This is a genomic window from Indolivaga macrotermitis, from assembly GCF_900128985.1.
In the GTDB taxonomy this organism is placed as follows: Bacteria; Bacteroidota; Bacteroidia; order Bacteroidales; family Dysgonomonadaceae; genus Dysgonomonas_A; species Dysgonomonas_A macrotermitis.
Genome location: NZ_FQUC01000016.1, coordinates 16,386 through 31,048 on the forward strand (window position 1 = coordinate 16,386; position 14,663 = coordinate 31,048).

The window sequence follows — 14,663 nt, forward strand, 5'->3', positions numbered from 1 at the left end:
TAAGGGATAGGGGAGTTGTCAGGCAACGGGTTTCAGGCGGATATACTGGTCGAGTCCCGAGTAGTTGCCGTTGGCTTCCCAATAGTCGCGGCTGTTGACAACGGGTATGTATAGGTAATTGTCTTTACTCCAATATATTGTGTCAATAGAGCTGACCGGTATCCACGATTTTACATACATGCCTATCAGGGGGTCGATGTACCGGCGGTCGGTTACCTGATAGAGGTCAATATATGCCGCCCCTTCGAACGAATCGATATCGATGCTTACAATAAATTGCTGGTCTACCGATAGGTACGGAAAGTTGGAAAACCGTTGTTTGGTTTGTCCGGTTTGTTTATCAACGAAAAAATAATCCCAGTCTTCCCAATAGATTCCCGATAGCAGATATACATTCAGGGTAGACACATCGCCCACGAAGTTGAATTCTTTATGCTTCTCATTTCCGCTGATATTGTCGGTAAATGTAATCGAACCATTTGTGCAAGGCAGTTTAAGTTCGCCGTTTACTTTGCGGAAGGTTGTAGAGTCTCCCGAAATGAAACTAACGGCAAGCTGTTTATTTTTAAGGAAAGTGGCTTTGTCGATTAACTCTATTACGAAATAATCCTGAAGCTGGTTTCCTCCGTCATAATCGGTGTAAAGATCGGTGGGCGAAAGGTCGTGACGTGCAATGACTTGCAAAGCGGCACCGGTGTCCTGCGGCACCGAGTCTGTAGCTATTTGTATCTCGGTTTCTGCCGGTGAACTTTGTGTACGTGTTGATTCATTCGGATCATTCTTACAAGCCGCCATAGTGATAACTACGGCAACTACTAACACTCTATTTTTCATACCAAATTCAGCAAATCAATGCATTAAAATTTCTGACCCATACTTTTTTAACCTAAAAAACCTTTAAGGTCTCAGACCTTTTTGGAGGCTTTGTAAGTAAAATAACGATAACCGGTTATACCTCAAGATGTACGATTAAATACTTGTTGTTACTTATTTATAGCGTAAAGTCTATTCCGATTACATTTTATTTATACTAAGAAAAACAAAACAAAGATAGTTATGTTCAGCTTATTTTTTATTAATTTCCAGTAAATATTTTTTGAAGAAAAAATACCTTTTTTATCATATTTTAAGAAAGTTGTTTGTGTAACGAGATTTCGGGTCAGTCTATGTATCCTTTTACAGTTAGTGCATTGGTGATCACGCGGTCTATCTGATTGCTTAACAGGCTGTCGAGGGTGAATTTTTCGGCAGATCCGTTGAACATGGCAGGTAATATTTTTTTCAGAACCAGTTCTTTGTTATCCGGAGCGAAAAGCATTTTACCGAAGTTTCCGGCCTTACTGAAATAGAGGAAAGCCATTTCGTCGCTGTTCGGAAAACTGATACCAAAGAAATAATAAAATCCATTGAGCGATTTAAGCATGCCCGATGGTATTTCGCTTGCAAATGAGGAGTTCCCTGTTTTTTCGAGCATTTGCTGAAGGTTTGGGAAAACCGCTTGTTCATATCCTCCGAAAATATCGATCAATCCCTCGCCTATACTGAATCCTCCATGTCTGCAAAGCATATCGGTTAAACTGCCCGGCACGTTTATTCCTGTCCTGATCTCGAAATCGGCAATGAGGGCAGGGGAGACCGTCTCTTGTATGTTGAGGTCATACGATCTATTGTCCCGGAAGTGATATGAGTAATCTTTCGTATCGAAATATTCCTGCATTTCGGTTTCAAGGAATAGGGTGTATCGTTCGAGTGCAGCTCTCCATGTTTCGTTTTTGGGAGCTAATAATGTTCTGTAATGTTTCATAGAACGGGTGATTTCTATATCCGGGCGAAAGATAGCTAAATTTATTTGAATATCCAGCCTTTTTGTGTAGCTATCGTTTTGTCACACAGCGAGTCTCCGTTATTTCCTGCTAGAGTTACCGTGTGTTCTGTTCCTGTAACTTGTGGCAATGCAGCGAATAAGGTGTTTAATGCTGCGGCATTCAGCGACAGGTTATTAGTTAAGACAACTGTTTCAAGAACCGGATTGTTTCCTATGTTGATGGTTTCGCAATTTGAAGCGGTTACTGTGATATTTTTTAATAAAACGTTTGCACTCAGGTCTATTGTAGAGGAGCTGAGTTTTCCTGTGATATTCAGGGTTTCTAGCTTAGTGAGATTTTCTAATCCGGTAACAGATTGTGTTCCTTCGTTATAACCACAGTATAAAGCTATGAGAGTTGTACATTCTGATAAGTCTACAGTGGTGATGGGCTGACCTGTAAACCGAAGGTCTTCCAGATTCCGGCAATCGGTCAGTATAAGTTCCGATATGGAGTTATACCGATTTTTGGATGAAGCATTATCTGTTTTCGAAAGGTCTAATTTTACTAAGTTCAGGCTCTTGATATTAATATCGAATGTACCCTGACTGTTGTATATTTTACTGGTAGGTTTAATTGAATCGAGAAGATTATCGTTTCCAGTAAAAATATATTCGGTTGGCTTCGAATTATCTCCCCATTCTATATACATCTCTTTTGCCTGAAGACGATAGTAAAACTCGGCGTCCGTAGTTGTTGTACTCAATTTTAGCTGAATAGCTTCTGCCGCAGCATCGGGACGGCTCAGATACGAATAGTATCCTTCGTCGGTACTACAAGAATATAATAAGACAGAAGCTAAAATAAGAATATATAGAGTGCGCATATCAGAAACATTATTTTATAAACAAATTTACTGTTTCTTCATTTATTTTCAGATAATAAGGAAGTGTTTTTTTGACTTTAAGTTATATATTTGAATCATCAACACAATTCCGGAATTATGAAAAAGATAACTTTACTTATTATATTAGCTTTATGCGTACTGAATATTCGGGCTCAACAAAGGGAACGTTTTAGCCTGCAGATACCCGCTGTGACACCTGTTGTCGAAAATAGCCTTTATAGTTCGGTCTCGTTATTGGATAGCAGGGTGAATAAGACGCAAAACCAGTTTATTATTGTTGAGCAGGCTTTTTCGATAGAATTATCCTCTGTATTGAACTCTTTAATAACTACTTCTGCTCAAAACAGGGTTTTATTGTTTCAATTGCGTGACTTATCGTTCGAAGTCAATGGTAATAATGGAATGTCACATATACGGGCTACGCTTTATGAATCGCTCAATGCCCAGTATTATTTTATCGGTACACTTGATACGAATGTCGAAATCAGGGATAGTAAGAATGTCTCAGCAGCATTACAAGAGGAGGTGTCGCGCGCTTTAATTTCGTTTATAGCCGGTAAGCTGACACAGCCTTATATTGATAATGTGCCATATACACTCGAAGATGTACGCCATATCGACTATACCGAAAAGAGTGCGTTACCGTTGTATAAAATGAGCCTTTATACTGATGGTGTATATTATACTTATGAAGGCTTTGCCGATCAGCAACCGGCGATAACAAAAATGGAAGTAAAGTATAAGAAAAATGTTCCGGCAGAGATAAGGATAGAGAATAAGAGTGATGGCAAATTTAAGAAGATAGATACAGAGAGTTTTTATGCCGTTGTGTTAGGCGGACAGGCATATATCTCATTCAATAAGAAAATGTGGCCTCTCTATATGGATAATGGAGATCTGTATTTCGATGCCGAGCAGAATGTCTCCAGAGTCGGTTTTGCTCCAAGCTTTTCTATTGGAATAGGCAGCGGAGGTTATAGAGGCGGAGGGATAGGTTTAGGTGTCTATAACCAGTCAAGAAAACAGATAGTCACATATAAAATAGATCATCTCAGCGGAACTTTTATTCCTCTTAATCAATAAAGTTCGAAAGGAGTGCCATGAGTACAACTACCAATATGCTGTAACCGAATATATTTCCCGCAAATTTATACGTGATAGAAGAAAACCCGGCTTTACTCTTTTCCTGAAAAAAGGGGTTTATATCTATTTGTTTTTGCCATTGTTTCGATTGGCATTGGCTACATTCGTATTTATATTCCCTTTGTCTGTATATTCTGTTTCCTGACCTTATAGTCTTTTCGTTTCTTACTTTCCTTATTATTTTTAGAAATTCTGAATAGGGGTATCTATGTATAGTCTGGCATTTTTTACACTCGAATGTAACGGTCAGATTGTTTTTCTCTGCTACTTCAACCAATTTTTTCCTCCATCTGAAATACGAGTAAAGTATAAAAGCAATCCACGATCCAAAGACCAATATCTGTAATATCTTTATTATAATCATGTTGTTGATGAGGTTTTAATTATTTATTCCTTCTGAAAATACCGACTAAAGAGATTATTATCCCCAAACATCCGGTTATAAGAAATCCGATAGCATAAGTCAGAGATTTTGGCGAAGCTTTTTTGCCATTTTCATCGGCAATAGCAGACCATGGGTCTCTGGTATTAATTGCCGGATTATCGGTGTTGTAATATACCCACACCGAATCTCGGCCTGTAAATGAATTTTTACAGGTAAACATTCCTTCATAGCGGACATTGTCTATATCGAACCTGTAACGATGTGTATATGAGTGAGAATAAATAGTTCCCGACATTTCAAATTCAGACCTCCTTTCTATTATTGCTGCTATTTTAGAATCCTTGTCTATCATCGATTGATATTGTTTTATCTTTTCAGGGGAGGGACCATTTATATGTCTGCTTACAATGATCAAGCCGATAATTGCCAGAATAACAGAAGTGATTAAAGTTTGAGTAGATCCCAGAAGTTTAAGCATGAATGAGATATAATAGTTGTTCGGGGGTAAAGCTATATATAATATTTTTTTTGGCAAAAAAGTATGTGGTTCGGGTCAAAAACCTTCAACTTTTTATCTATACCTAAAAATTGAAGTATTATTATGGATATACCTATTTACAATTGCCTGATTAATGAGAGCCTCGAAGACGAAAGCGGTATCTATGCTATTTCGTTTGTCGAATCTCCTGCTAACGAAAGTGATTTTGTAACGTTGGCAAAACAGAAAGCCGGAGTGTTTCTGAATAAAGATACCCAAAAGCAGGTACTGACAGGTGTAGTACTTTGTCCTGACCAACTGATCTACCGGAACGATCCTGAACACGGAGCATATTACATCCGGTTTTCTGCCGATCAGATAGAAAAGATCGCACTAAAAATGATGCGTACCGGCATAGCCCTGCATAATACAACACATCAGCATCAGAGCCCTCTTGAAGGAAATTATCTCACAGAATTATGGATTGTAGAAGATACGGGAAATGATAAATCCAGAGCATTGGGTTTCGATACCTTACCTAAAGGTACACTAATGTGCAGCTATAAGGTGGAAGACAAGTATTATTGGGATACTCAGGTGATGACAGGTAATGTCAAAGGTTTCTCTTTGGAGGGTTTTTTTATCCAACAGGCAGATTTAATAACAAACACAAATCAAAACAAACATGAGAAAATGAATAGAAAAGCTAAAAAATCGGGGACACTATTGTCCCGAATCGCTCAATTCTTTTTAGACATTCAGACAGTCGAAAAGGCAGATTCCACTTCAAGCGGAAGTATATGTATAATCTTTACATTGGCCGATGGAAAAGAAATATATGTAGACAAAGATGGTTTTGCTACATTAGATGGAGAACAGGTTCCGGCAGGTGAGCATCCTCTCTCAGATGGGAATATTCTGGTAATAGACGGAGAAGGTCAATTGGTGGAAACAAAAGAAGCATCGGTAAGTAATGTTGATCCGGAAAAGGTTACAGCACCTCAAACTCTGAAAAAAACAGGAGCGGAGTCAGTTGATATTCTGAAAGCTAAAATTGCGGATCTGGAGGCAAAATTGGCTGAACTTGCAGGGCTTGCCGAAGAAGCTAATACCGAAGTACAAAAGCTTCGCCAACATTCGCCGAGCGTTTCTCCCTTGACGGCAAATTCGTCTCAACGAAAATTTACCGAAATGAGGCGATACGAGCAAATGGCACAGGCATTGTCACTTTCGATCAAACACAAAATCAAAAAATAAGCATAAATCATCTAAATAACACAAACAAAAAATAAAACATACTTATGGCAAACATGTATAATATTTCACCTTTAAGCTATCAACCTAGTACTAACATGGATTGGTTTACTAAGGCTCTATTCGGAGGACGCCTTATCGAGAACGGAAAGATAGATGTAATTACCGGAGTAAAGGAAAGCACTATGCTCAACCTGCTTAATTTCGAAAATACTTTGCTTCAACCTGATGGCAGAGACTGTGCATGGACTCCCGACCAGATCTTTAAATTGAGTGAGAAGGAAGTACAGATCAAAACATATAAAATCAATCTGGAACAGTGTATTGATGACCTTGAACGTAAGCGTATCAACATTATGTTGAAACCCGGAGCAAAAAACACCGAGTTACCCGAAGCTTTGGAAGAGGCGACTATGGCAATGCTGGCAGACGAACTGAGTGCCGAGATCGAAACCAAGATATTCACAGGCGACAGCGCAGTAAATCCGAATGATTTTGATGGAGCTGTTAAAGTATTAACAGCCAGTGCGAATGCAATTAAGGTTACCGGAGCAGTTCTTACCAAGGCGAACGTTATTGCGGAAGTAGAAAAGGTGTATACAGCTATCCCCGAAGATGTATTGGCAAAAGGCTTAGAGAACGGAACAATAAAAATCTATGTCGCATACGAAACCTTACAGCGCCTGAAAATGGCTTTGGCTTCGGTTAGTAATCAGGTTATTGCTACTGCTTTCACTGTAGAAACTGATAGCCTGCATTATCTGGGAGTCGAAATTGTTCCGGTGAAAGGCTTGAATAATCAGACGATGATTGCAGTTGATATTTCTAACTTCTTACTGGCTACAGATTTGTTGAGTGATACCGAAGAGATTCGTATCGGACAGTTCCCTGCACCACATGACAGTAAGATATTTATCGACGGGCGCTTACGCTTAGGCTTTGTTATTCCGTTTGAGGATGAAGTTGTTTTCTACAATTAAAACTTTCCATTTTATTTATTACAAACTTAAAAACTATAACACAATATGTCTTGTAAATTAACTGCTAATATACGTAAAGAAAACTGTCAGTATCAAGTTGCCGGAGTGAAGGCTGTTTATTTGATTAACTACGATGCAAATCCTACATTTACTTTCGAGAAAGCGCCTGACGGTTCGGATGATAATAAAATTATCAGCAAAATTGAACTTGCTTCCGGTGATTCTATCTATAAGGTAAATTTTGTGGAGGGTACCGCCTCGTGGTCTGATGAGCTTGCCGTAAATGGCAATGGTGGAAAATACCGAACTCATACCGTAAATTTCACAGTAAGTGAATACGATTATAATACAATGAATCAGGGCGATGCACTGAGTCTAGGTAAGTTTATGGCTATCGTAGTCGACAAGTCGGGTAGGGCCGTAGTGCTTGGACGTAACAATGGTTTGAGTGCCACTTCGTTCAATTATGCTTCGGGTGCAGGTGATGCCGACGCTAATGGCTGGACTACAGTACTTGCCGGAACCGAAATAGAGATCGGTAAGCTGCTGAAAGACGAAAGTGTCATTACTCCTGTTGCTCCAGAAGTGGTAGTAACTCCGTAAGCGGAACAGTTATTATATAAATTGAAAGAGTTACTTATTTTGAGTAACTCTTTCATCTTTGTAATTAGCCGTATATCGCTATCTTTGTTCTTGTATTTATTCTATGAAAAGTTCTATGAAGATTTTGTTTTTTATCCCGTTGCATTTTATTTTTACTCTAGTTACTTTGGCTCAACCCAAAGCTTTCTCTATTGATATTCCTGAAAATTATACTAAAAAGACCAATTCACTTTACGCACAGATTGAGTATATTGATAGCCGGACATTTAATGAATATTTGGGATTTACGAGAGATGGCTTCGGAAATGAAAATTATCGATTTATGGTAGAAAATCCTTCTTTTGACATCCAATTGAAGAATATCATGAAATCAATAATTTCAGATGATAAATCAGGTAAAAGAACCTTAGTCTTTCAGCTACGGCGATTGTATTTTAGTGAATTGAATAATAGAAAGCTGAATGAACCCAGAGGCTTTTGTCATCTTCGCTTCAACTTGTACGAAAATAAAGATGGACGGTATTATCCCATAAATAGTGTTGACACGATTGTGAAAATCAAAAGCTTAGATCCGACTAAGAATCTTCTGTCCGTTACATCATCTTTAATTTTTAGTCATATCGATAAAAGTATGAATACAGAATCCGATACAACACTCTTTTACTCGAAAACTGATATTGATAATATTGCTTTATTTGAAAAATCTTCTATTAATTTATATAAAGCAGGTAAACTCAAGGATGGGATTTATAGAAATTTTGCAGAGTTTGCCAATCAAGAACCAGTTGGATGTATCTTTGCAAATATCCGGAAGGATAAAGATTTAATCCTTTCTTTTAATGCAACTGATATTAATTCGGGAAAAGAAATCAGGACAGATAAAACAGAGATATATGCAATAGTTGTTGATGGTGTTCCGTATATTGCGAATTATGAATGCTATAATCCTTTATTTAAAAAGGATGGCGAATGGCAATTTGTAAATAATTATACTGTTGACAGATGTGATTTCTATGAGACATGGGGAGTGGTAATTAAGAATATGAAAAGGAAAAAACAATCTAAATTTAGAGAAGCCTTTTCATTAAATATGGAATCTGAACTATCTGAATTGAATTTAGATGATCCTATCCCTATGAATATAGACCATCTTACAGGGGAATTTATTCCTGTTCCGGAAAATGCAAGCGTTTACCATTATTTTAAATAATAAAATATCAATCACATGAAATTACCCAAATTTTTAATTGCTGATAATGACGATTATCCCGAAAATACGTATGTAGTACATACCGAAAAACCACGCTTTATTCTGGATGTAGATTCGGAGGAATACGAAATTTTGGATGGTTCGGACGAAAATGACCAGGCTCTTGATAGCTTAATCGAGCAGGCTTTTGTTTTCTATGAAAACGAACTGGACAGATATGACGATGAGGAGGAATAAAAAAATATTTCTGTAAAATAAAAAACGAAGACTGAAATCTCAGTCTTCGTTTTTTATTTTTGTTTTTACTTTTCTCTTAGAATTTGATTCCGTAACCGAAAGCAAATGTAAAGCAGTCGGCATCACTGAAAGTATATTTCATTTCCAGATTAAGGAAAGTGTTACCGCTTAGGTTATAGCTACCACCTGCACCCAAATTGAATCCCCAGTTAGTAAAGCTGTCTGATGAAGTTACTGTTACTCCATCGACCTTATGTCCCGAATAGCGGGCATTCTGCATAGCGATACCAGCCAAAGGATAAACAGATACTTGATTGTCAACATCAAATACATAATGTGCATTTAAGTTAATATCTAAGCCTGTAACTTTATCTTTTGGAAAAATAAATGATGCATCGGGAGCAATACGGATATGGTCTGCAATGACATAACGACCCTGAGCTCCGATAAGGAAACGTCCGGGGTTAGATTCAACACCTACATGTCCGATAATTGATTTCTCTCCTTTTTCTGATTGAGCGAACACTCCTAATGTACTAGCTAATAAAGCTACGCCGAGTAATAATTTTTTCATATTGCATAAAATTTATGATCCAATTCAAGGGGCAAATCTAAGTAAATAAATTTAACATAATACCGATGCCCATACTAAATTAACTGAAAACACAGCAAATTGTTCAGTCGCGTATGCATATTCGGTCATTGGATACCGTTATTTGCGTTAATTTGTTCTATTTTGTAAATGCTGTGGATAGATCGTTTTTATGATGCTCTATTTTGACAAGGCATCAAGGTTTATCCTTGTTCAACCTATAGCTCAAAGCGCCTGAGGGGCATTGGCTTATCTGTGCAATCAATTGCTCTGTCGTGGCATTTTCAGGTTTTACCCAAGGCCTGTCTTTGGGATGATATACATCCGGCAGCATCTTTACACAAATACCGGCATGCTGGCAGAGCTCAGGTTTCCATATAACGGTGAGTTCACCATTGGTGTATTCGATTTTCTTTTCCATTGTAAGTCGGTTATAAATTGATCTTATTTCTATAGTTTGTTACGCATTACAGGTTGACGGCTCTTATAACAATACGTCTCCAGTCGGGATGCTTTTTGATATATCCTGCGACAAAGGGGCAAAGAGGGATAAGCCGTAACTGATTATTCTCTATATCAGTCAGTACTTTTTCTACAAGCTGGCTTCCTATTCCCTGTCCTTCGAGGGCGGTAGGCACTTCGGTATGTGTAAGGTATATTTCGCCTGTGTCCGTTTTTATATACTCTATTTTTGCCAGATATTTACCTACATGAAACTCGTATTGTTTCTCGTCGGTGTTGTTAATTAATTCGTAATTTTCCATTGTTCAAAAAGTTTTTTAGTTTATAATCTATTCCGGTTCTTCTTCCGGTTTATGCTTTTTCGGGTCAATAACTTCATAAATACTGATAAAAACCAATATGGATACAGACAAAGCATTGGCTATAATCAGATTAAGATGAGGACTCACTACGATCAGTATCGCTAATGAAACAATTGCTATTATATGCGATTTAGCTATGATACGGCATGTAAACCACTTATATACCATATTTGCAATCAGATAGATGATAGGACCAACTATTACTACAAATATGGCTCCTCCTGTCATATGTCCTAACGGATGATTGACAACGAGTTCGTCGCCAACTGCACAAAGTATCAAAGCTCCCACCAGAATAACATGGATGGAATGGTATTTCAGCCCCAGTAGTCCGGGGTTATCTACTTTCATGATCTTTTTGGCTCCGGCTTCGCTGCTTGAGTCAAAATATATCCACCACATTGCCAGACTGCTGAGGAACGATATTATTGCTGCCATGACAACCGGAGCAGTCCATACCTCTATTTCGCTTAACGAGGCTCCGGACATCAGGATTGTTTCGCCGAAAGCTATAATAACAAATAACTGGCTTCTCTCGGCGAGATGATGCCCGTCTATTGTCCAGTCTTTTGCCGGGTCTGATTTTCCTAAGAATGGTAAATAAAAGCCGAACATCGGTGCTGTATAATCGCACAGAACGGCTATAGCCCATAAAATCAAACGCATTTCGGGTTCCTGAAATGCTCCGGCGATCCAGAATATAGCTGAAATAACAAACCAACCGAATATGCGCGTATAATTGGGTGTCAATTGGTGTTTCCGCCCCAGCATAAACAAAATGGCTGCTGTACGCCCCACCTGAATAATGACATAACAGAGAGCGAATATCCATCCCCTTTCGCCGAAAGCTTCGGGTAAGGCTGCCGCAACGAGTAATCCGAGTATCATCAGCATAAACAGGATACCCCGTATACTGCGGATATTAGGATCGAACCAGTTTGTCATCCATGTAGTATGCTGCCAACCTAGCCAGACCGCGAACCATAGTACCGTACTTTGCAAAAAGCCTGTGAGATCGAGGTGATGCAGGAAATAATGCGATAATTGCGTTACTGCAAATACATAGATCAGGTCGAAAAGTAATTCGGAGAAAGAAACGCTTGCGATTCCTTCTCCCCGTTTGCGGAGCAGCGAATGCGAAGAATAGGACGCGTGTGCCATAAGTTTGAGATATGTCCGGTAGATGTTGGTTATTTTAATAACGGTTTGATTTCCTATTTGTTCAAAAATATGAACCTAAAATCAGGCTGTTTTAAATAATCTTCAATCTGTGATTGTATGGGAAAATAAGCGAAAATAGTGTATCGGCGGATGCAACGAAGGGATAAATAATGAAAGTATCCGCTGTGTTTTCAAAAAACACTAAAAAGGAATGAAGACCCGAAAAATGGAGAGAGTAATATTTTTAACAATCTTTTCCTTATCTTTGGCATACGAAACAGCACAATATGACTGGCATGAAAAATATCTTTTACATTTTACTTTCTGTTTTTCTTTTCACTGCATGTAGTAGCGATAATGACAATGGTACGGAAACGGCCTTTGTGGACTGGAACGATCCCAATGATTCGCATTATTCTCAATATCAAGGGAAATACAATCCCATTGCGGGCGAATGGCAACTGTACGAGCAAAACGGTTCGGAGTATTCCGACTTTTATGTGGCAAAGTTTAGCGATAGCCGCACTATGTCTGTTTCGACCGTAAAACCCGATGATGATGAAGACCTTTCGTATGGTTCGAGTGCTGCTTATAAGATCAATGATAAATCGTTACAGATAAGTGGGTTGGTATATACTTATTCTATCAGTAATGGTGTGCTGACTCTTACTTATTCGGGCAATGTGTTTAAATACAAAGCATATGTCAGTACTAAATGGGAATGGGATGGTGACTGGAATGATCCTAGCGATCCCCATTATGCTCAATATCAAGGAAAGTATAATCCGATTATTGGGGTATGGGATTTGACTCATATTGATGGAGAACCAACACTTTCTACTGGAGTGGAGACTTTTTCAGATAATTTTCAATGGACAGATGGGCGTAATACCATCAATACGAAGTATATAATTAATGGCACTGGTATAAGAATGATAGATAAGAATTCTATTTATAAATATAAGATAGAAGACAATAAGACATTAATTTTGCAACTAATGTTGCCCAATAAAGGTGTACCATTAACATATAAACGAGTAAAATAAAAATAGCCCTAATCAGGGCTATTCTTTTTATAATTTGCGAATAAGTTTTAGCTTAGTTTTATTTATTCCTATCGGGTCGTATCCTTCTATGGAAGCAATATAATATAAGTCGTTATTTAATTTTACCAGTGCGGTTCCATCCAATCTTTCGTATTCATCGGGGGTGAGATAACATTCAATTTCGGTATAATTACTATCATTTGTAGCTAATACATTGAAGTAGGTATGTAAGATGCTGTTTTTCTGGTTTTTATAATTTAGAGTAAGAGTGCTTTCTTCTGATAGAGTATCTGTCAATTGAGGTATATATAAGTTCAACGCTTTATCGTCATTCAGAGGTGTTGTCTCTGTTTTCCAAATAGGTCCCAGATCATATATTCCTTCTTGGTTTATATACCAGAAACGTTGAGCATAATTGGTATATACTTTACTTACCATTTCTTTATAATCAGAGGGGTCTCCTAGCCATATTTCGTGATTAGATATTAAAGGTACTTTTAGGGTTTGTTTTCTATTACTATCTTCCTGATCTATATTTTTGAACCAATTGTATGAAAAACTGGATGTTTGTGAAATCGTAGAACCATCTATACTGCCTGTTTCTATTTTACCTCCTCCATTATTACCTTCAGTATATTGTTTTTTTGAATCTACAAACCCACGTTCCTCTTCATTGATTTTAAAGCCGAGATCAAAGACAGCAGGTAATCCCAGTGGCTGGTTGCTACGTCCTGTAATACTTGCTTTTTTGTCTAAGTCTATTGCCGAATCAGAATGGCTTTGTACTTGCTTTTGCTTTACATTCAGTTCGAAGTTACCTTCGTCGTCCTGTGTAAGCTGCAGATTGAATGCTTTACAAAAGTTATCGAGCCACTCGTCTACCTTTTGTTCCGAAGGCAGGAATTTGATCAGGTCTATTTCTTCACGTTGAAAGTTGGAAGGAGCATTCCAGTCCATCGGTGCGGTGCCTTCCCCGTTGTTATCTATGGTTATCCACTCTACGTCGGTGCGGAAAGGTTCGATTGTCAGTTCGAAATCCATGTTTTCGACAGCAATAGGGCCTTGTGCTAAACTTTGACGGAAAAATGAAGTTCGTTTATCTCCGGATTCTGAAACCCAACAAACGGTAATTCGTTCACCTTTTTCCAACCAGATTATAGATGTGGCTTGACCTTCGCCTGTGACAATATCATCAGGTTCGGAGGCTTGTATGTATGATAGGTCTTCTTCGGGTATACCTGTTATTACAGTATTGTACTTTTCTTTTAGATCATACTTTATGGTAACGGTATCAGACTCTTCTTCGTTTTCCGGGTCTTCGTCTACTGATCCATTCCAATGATAAAGATAAGGATTGTGGTACGCTGAGTGTATTTTAGTTTTCTGGCTGAAAGTCTTATCCCATGAAAAACCGTTTTTTATAAACATGGTATTGAATGGAAAATTAATCTCAGCCGGATTCAGGTCATTTGTTCCGCTTCTGTTTGTCCTGCCAAAATGGAGTCCGTTTATCAGGCGCTCTTCGGCTGAAGGGTCTATTATCATCGGATTGTATCTTTGCGGATGCCATATAGGGTAGTTTTCAGGGTCATTATTATTGTAAACATTATCCTGAGGTAGATTAGGCTTGTCATAAAAGCCGGCAATCAGTTTATTGTCAAATCCGAAATCGTCATCTGCAAAGTCTCTTATTACTTGTATTTCATGCCTTTTTCGTTCAAAATTATTTGTATTGACACTAACGGTAGGCAGGTGGATACCGAGTAATTTGTCAGAAAAAGTATCTTGGTCCCCTGTATTTAACCATTTTCGTTTTTCTGTTTTATCGTAATAGTCCGATTTGCTTTCTCCGCTCATAAGCTGGATATTTGCTCGTAATTTAACTTTATATAGACCACTTTGGGGAATCAATATTTGTAAGTTCTTTTTTATATAATTGCTATCCGAAGTATCTGTAACCTCGAAGTATTGGGTATTAGTGCCACTATCTGATATTTCATCGAAACGGGTATTATTGCAACTAAATAGGTCTACAGTA

At 38.1% G+C, this 14,663-nt stretch carries 17 protein-coding genes; 7 read left to right on the plus strand and 10 right to left on the minus strand.

Features of this window, described 5'->3' with window-relative positions:
- Positions 1 to 18: 18 nt before the first annotated feature.
- From BUC12_RS16490 to BUC12_RS16500, 3 genes are all read right to left on the minus strand, one after another.
- Complete coding sequence (locus BUC12_RS16490) at positions 19 to 834, minus strand: hypothetical protein (protein ID WP_139262098.1); 816 nt, start codon at positions 832 to 834, stop codon at positions 19 to 21.
- 325 nt (positions 835 to 1,159) lie between these two features.
- On the minus strand, positions 1,160 to 1,804 hold the full coding sequence (locus tag BUC12_RS16495; protein WP_062182920.1) for a hypothetical protein: 645 nt from the start codon (positions 1,802 to 1,804) through the stop codon (positions 1,160 to 1,162).
- Between the two features lie 41 nt (positions 1,805 to 1,845).
- Positions 1,846 to 2,691: a hypothetical protein gene (locus BUC12_RS16500; protein WP_062182923.1), complete on the minus strand. Its 846-nt coding sequence runs from the start codon at positions 2,689 to 2,691 to the stop codon at positions 1,846 to 1,848.
- A 117-nt stretch (positions 2,692 to 2,808) separates the two neighbouring features.
- On the opposite strand from BUC12_RS16500, the gene BUC12_RS16505 reads away from it, so the two are divergent.
- Positions 2,809 to 3,795 carry a hypothetical protein gene (locus BUC12_RS16505; protein ID WP_062182926.1) on the plus strand — a complete coding sequence of 329 codons (987 nt, stop codon included), beginning with the start codon at positions 2,809 to 2,811 and terminating at the stop codon, positions 3,793 to 3,795.
- Here the strand turns inward: BUC12_RS16505 and BUC12_RS16510 are convergent.
- Both BUC12_RS16510 and BUC12_RS16515 read right to left on the minus strand, forming a co-directional pair.
- Entirely contained in the window at positions 3,785 to 4,219 is a 435-nt protein-coding gene (locus BUC12_RS16510; protein WP_062182929.1) for a hypothetical protein, read from the minus strand. The two genes, BUC12_RS16505 and BUC12_RS16510, sit on opposite strands and share 11 nt — an antisense overlap.
- A gap of 19 nt (positions 4,220 to 4,238) precedes the next feature.
- Positions 4,239 to 4,718: a hypothetical protein gene (locus tag BUC12_RS16515; RefSeq protein ID WP_062182932.1), complete on the minus strand. Its 480-nt coding sequence runs from the start codon at positions 4,716 to 4,718 to the stop codon at positions 4,239 to 4,241.
- A gap of 123 nt (positions 4,719 to 4,841) precedes the next feature.
- Between BUC12_RS16515 and BUC12_RS16520 the strand changes: the two genes are divergently transcribed.
- From BUC12_RS16520 to BUC12_RS16540, 5 genes are all read left to right on the plus strand, one after another.
- Complete coding sequence (locus tag BUC12_RS16520; RefSeq protein ID WP_062182935.1) at positions 4,842 to 5,975, plus strand: XkdF-like putative serine protease domain-containing protein; 1,134 nt, start codon at positions 4,842 to 4,844, stop codon at positions 5,973 to 5,975.
- A 44-nt stretch (positions 5,976 to 6,019) separates the two neighbouring features.
- Entirely contained in the window at positions 6,020 to 6,952 is a 933-nt protein-coding gene (locus BUC12_RS16525; protein WP_062182939.1) for a hypothetical protein, read from the plus strand.
- A gap of 45 nt (positions 6,953 to 6,997) precedes the next feature.
- Complete coding sequence (locus BUC12_RS16530) at positions 6,998 to 7,555, plus strand: hypothetical protein (protein ID WP_062182942.1); 558 nt, start codon at positions 6,998 to 7,000, stop codon at positions 7,553 to 7,555.
- 115 nt (positions 7,556 to 7,670) lie between these two features.
- Positions 7,671 to 8,765 (plus strand): hypothetical protein, encoded by a 1,095-nt coding sequence (locus BUC12_RS16535; protein WP_062182945.1) that lies wholly within the window; start codon positions 7,671 to 7,673, stop codon positions 8,763 to 8,765.
- A 15-nt stretch (positions 8,766 to 8,780) separates the two neighbouring features.
- Positions 8,781 to 9,002, plus strand: a complete 222-nt coding sequence (locus BUC12_RS16540; protein WP_062182947.1) for a hypothetical protein — start codon at positions 8,781 to 8,783, stop codon at positions 9,000 to 9,002.
- Positions 9,003 to 9,078: 76 nt separating this feature from the next.
- Here the strand turns inward: BUC12_RS16540 and BUC12_RS16545 are convergent, their stop codons facing one another.
- The 4 genes from BUC12_RS16545 to BUC12_RS16560 form a co-directional block, all read right to left on the minus strand.
- Positions 9,079 to 9,576, minus strand: coding sequence for an outer membrane protein (locus tag BUC12_RS16545; protein WP_062182950.1), 498 nt, complete (start codon positions 9,574 to 9,576; stop codon positions 9,079 to 9,081).
- Between the two features lie 214 nt (positions 9,577 to 9,790).
- Positions 9,791 to 10,015, minus strand: coding sequence for a (4Fe-4S)-binding protein (locus BUC12_RS16550; protein ID WP_062182953.1), 225 nt, complete (start codon positions 10,013 to 10,015; stop codon positions 9,791 to 9,793).
- Positions 10,016 to 10,061: 46 nt separating this feature from the next.
- A complete protein-coding gene (locus BUC12_RS16555; RefSeq protein ID WP_062182956.1) occupies positions 10,062 to 10,358 on the minus strand; it encodes a GNAT family N-acetyltransferase in 297 nt (98 codons plus the stop codon).
- 27 nt (positions 10,359 to 10,385) lie between these two features.
- Positions 10,386 to 11,579 carry a low temperature requirement protein A gene (locus BUC12_RS16560; protein WP_062182959.1) on the minus strand — a complete coding sequence of 398 codons (1,194 nt, stop codon included), beginning with the start codon at positions 11,577 to 11,579 and terminating at the stop codon, positions 10,386 to 10,388.
- A gap of 296 nt (positions 11,580 to 11,875) precedes the next feature.
- Here BUC12_RS16560 and BUC12_RS16565 point away from each other — a divergent pair, with 296 nt between their 5' ends.
- Positions 11,876 to 12,625, plus strand: a complete 750-nt coding sequence (locus BUC12_RS16565; RefSeq protein WP_139262099.1) for a hypothetical protein — start codon at positions 11,876 to 11,878, stop codon at positions 12,623 to 12,625.
- A 27-nt stretch (positions 12,626 to 12,652) separates the two neighbouring features.
- Here BUC12_RS16565 and BUC12_RS16570 read toward each other — a convergent pair whose 3' ends face one another.
- Positions 12,653 to 14,482 carry a hypothetical protein gene (locus BUC12_RS16570; protein ID WP_062182965.1) on the minus strand — a complete coding sequence of 610 codons (1,830 nt, stop codon included), beginning with the start codon at positions 14,480 to 14,482 and terminating at the stop codon, positions 12,653 to 12,655.
- Between the last annotated feature and the right edge of the window lie 181 nt (positions 14,483 to 14,663).

Coding starts and splice junctions, on each gene's coding strand:
- BUC12_RS16510 (WP_062182929.1), bottom strand. CDS start 4,219: ATGATTATAATAAAGATATTACAGATATTGGTCTTTGGATCGTGGATT.
- BUC12_RS16525 (WP_062182939.1), top strand. CDS start 6,020: ATGGCAAACATGTATAATATTTCACCTTTAAGCTATCAACCTAGTACT.
- BUC12_RS16495 (WP_062182920.1), bottom strand. CDS start 1,804: ATGAAACATTACAGAACATTATTAGCTCCCAAAAACGAAACATGGAGA.
- BUC12_RS16545 (WP_062182950.1), bottom strand. CDS start 9,576: ATGAAAAAATTATTACTCGGCGTAGCTTTATTAGCTAGTACATTAGGA.
- BUC12_RS16565 (WP_139262099.1), top strand. CDS start 11,876: ATGAAAAATATCTTTTACATTTTACTTTCTGTTTTTCTTTTCACTGCA.
- BUC12_RS16555 (WP_062182956.1), bottom strand. CDS start 10,358: ATGGAAAATTACGAATTAATTAACAACACCGACGAGAAACAATACGAG.
- BUC12_RS16550 (WP_062182953.1), bottom strand. CDS start 10,015: ATGGAAAAGAAAATCGAATACACCAATGGTGAACTCACCGTTATATGG.
- BUC12_RS16490 (WP_139262098.1), bottom strand. CDS start 834: ATGAAAAATAGAGTGTTAGTAGTTGCCGTAGTTATCACTATGGCGGCT.
- BUC12_RS16505 (WP_062182926.1), top strand. CDS start 2,809: ATGAAAAAGATAACTTTACTTATTATATTAGCTTTATGCGTACTGAAT.
- BUC12_RS16500 (WP_062182923.1), bottom strand. CDS start 2,691: ATGCGCACTCTATATATTCTTATTTTAGCTTCTGTCTTATTATATTCT.
- BUC12_RS16535 (WP_062182945.1), top strand. CDS start 7,671: ATGAAGATTTTGTTTTTTATCCCGTTGCATTTTATTTTTACTCTAGTT.
- BUC12_RS16570 (WP_062182965.1), bottom strand. CDS start 14,482: ATGAGCGGAGAAAGCAAATCGGACTATTACGATAAAACAGAAAAACGA.
- BUC12_RS16520 (WP_062182935.1), top strand. CDS start 4,842: ATGGATATACCTATTTACAATTGCCTGATTAATGAGAGCCTCGAAGAC.
- BUC12_RS16540 (WP_062182947.1), top strand. CDS start 8,781: ATGAAATTACCCAAATTTTTAATTGCTGATAATGACGATTATCCCGAA.
- BUC12_RS16515 (WP_062182932.1), bottom strand. CDS start 4,718: ATGCTTAAACTTCTGGGATCTACTCAAACTTTAATCACTTCTGTTATT.
- BUC12_RS16560 (WP_062182959.1), bottom strand. CDS start 11,579: ATGGCACACGCGTCCTATTCTTCGCATTCGCTGCTCCGCAAACGGGGA.
- BUC12_RS16530 (WP_062182942.1), top strand. CDS start 6,998: ATGTCTTGTAAATTAACTGCTAATATACGTAAAGAAAACTGTCAGTAT.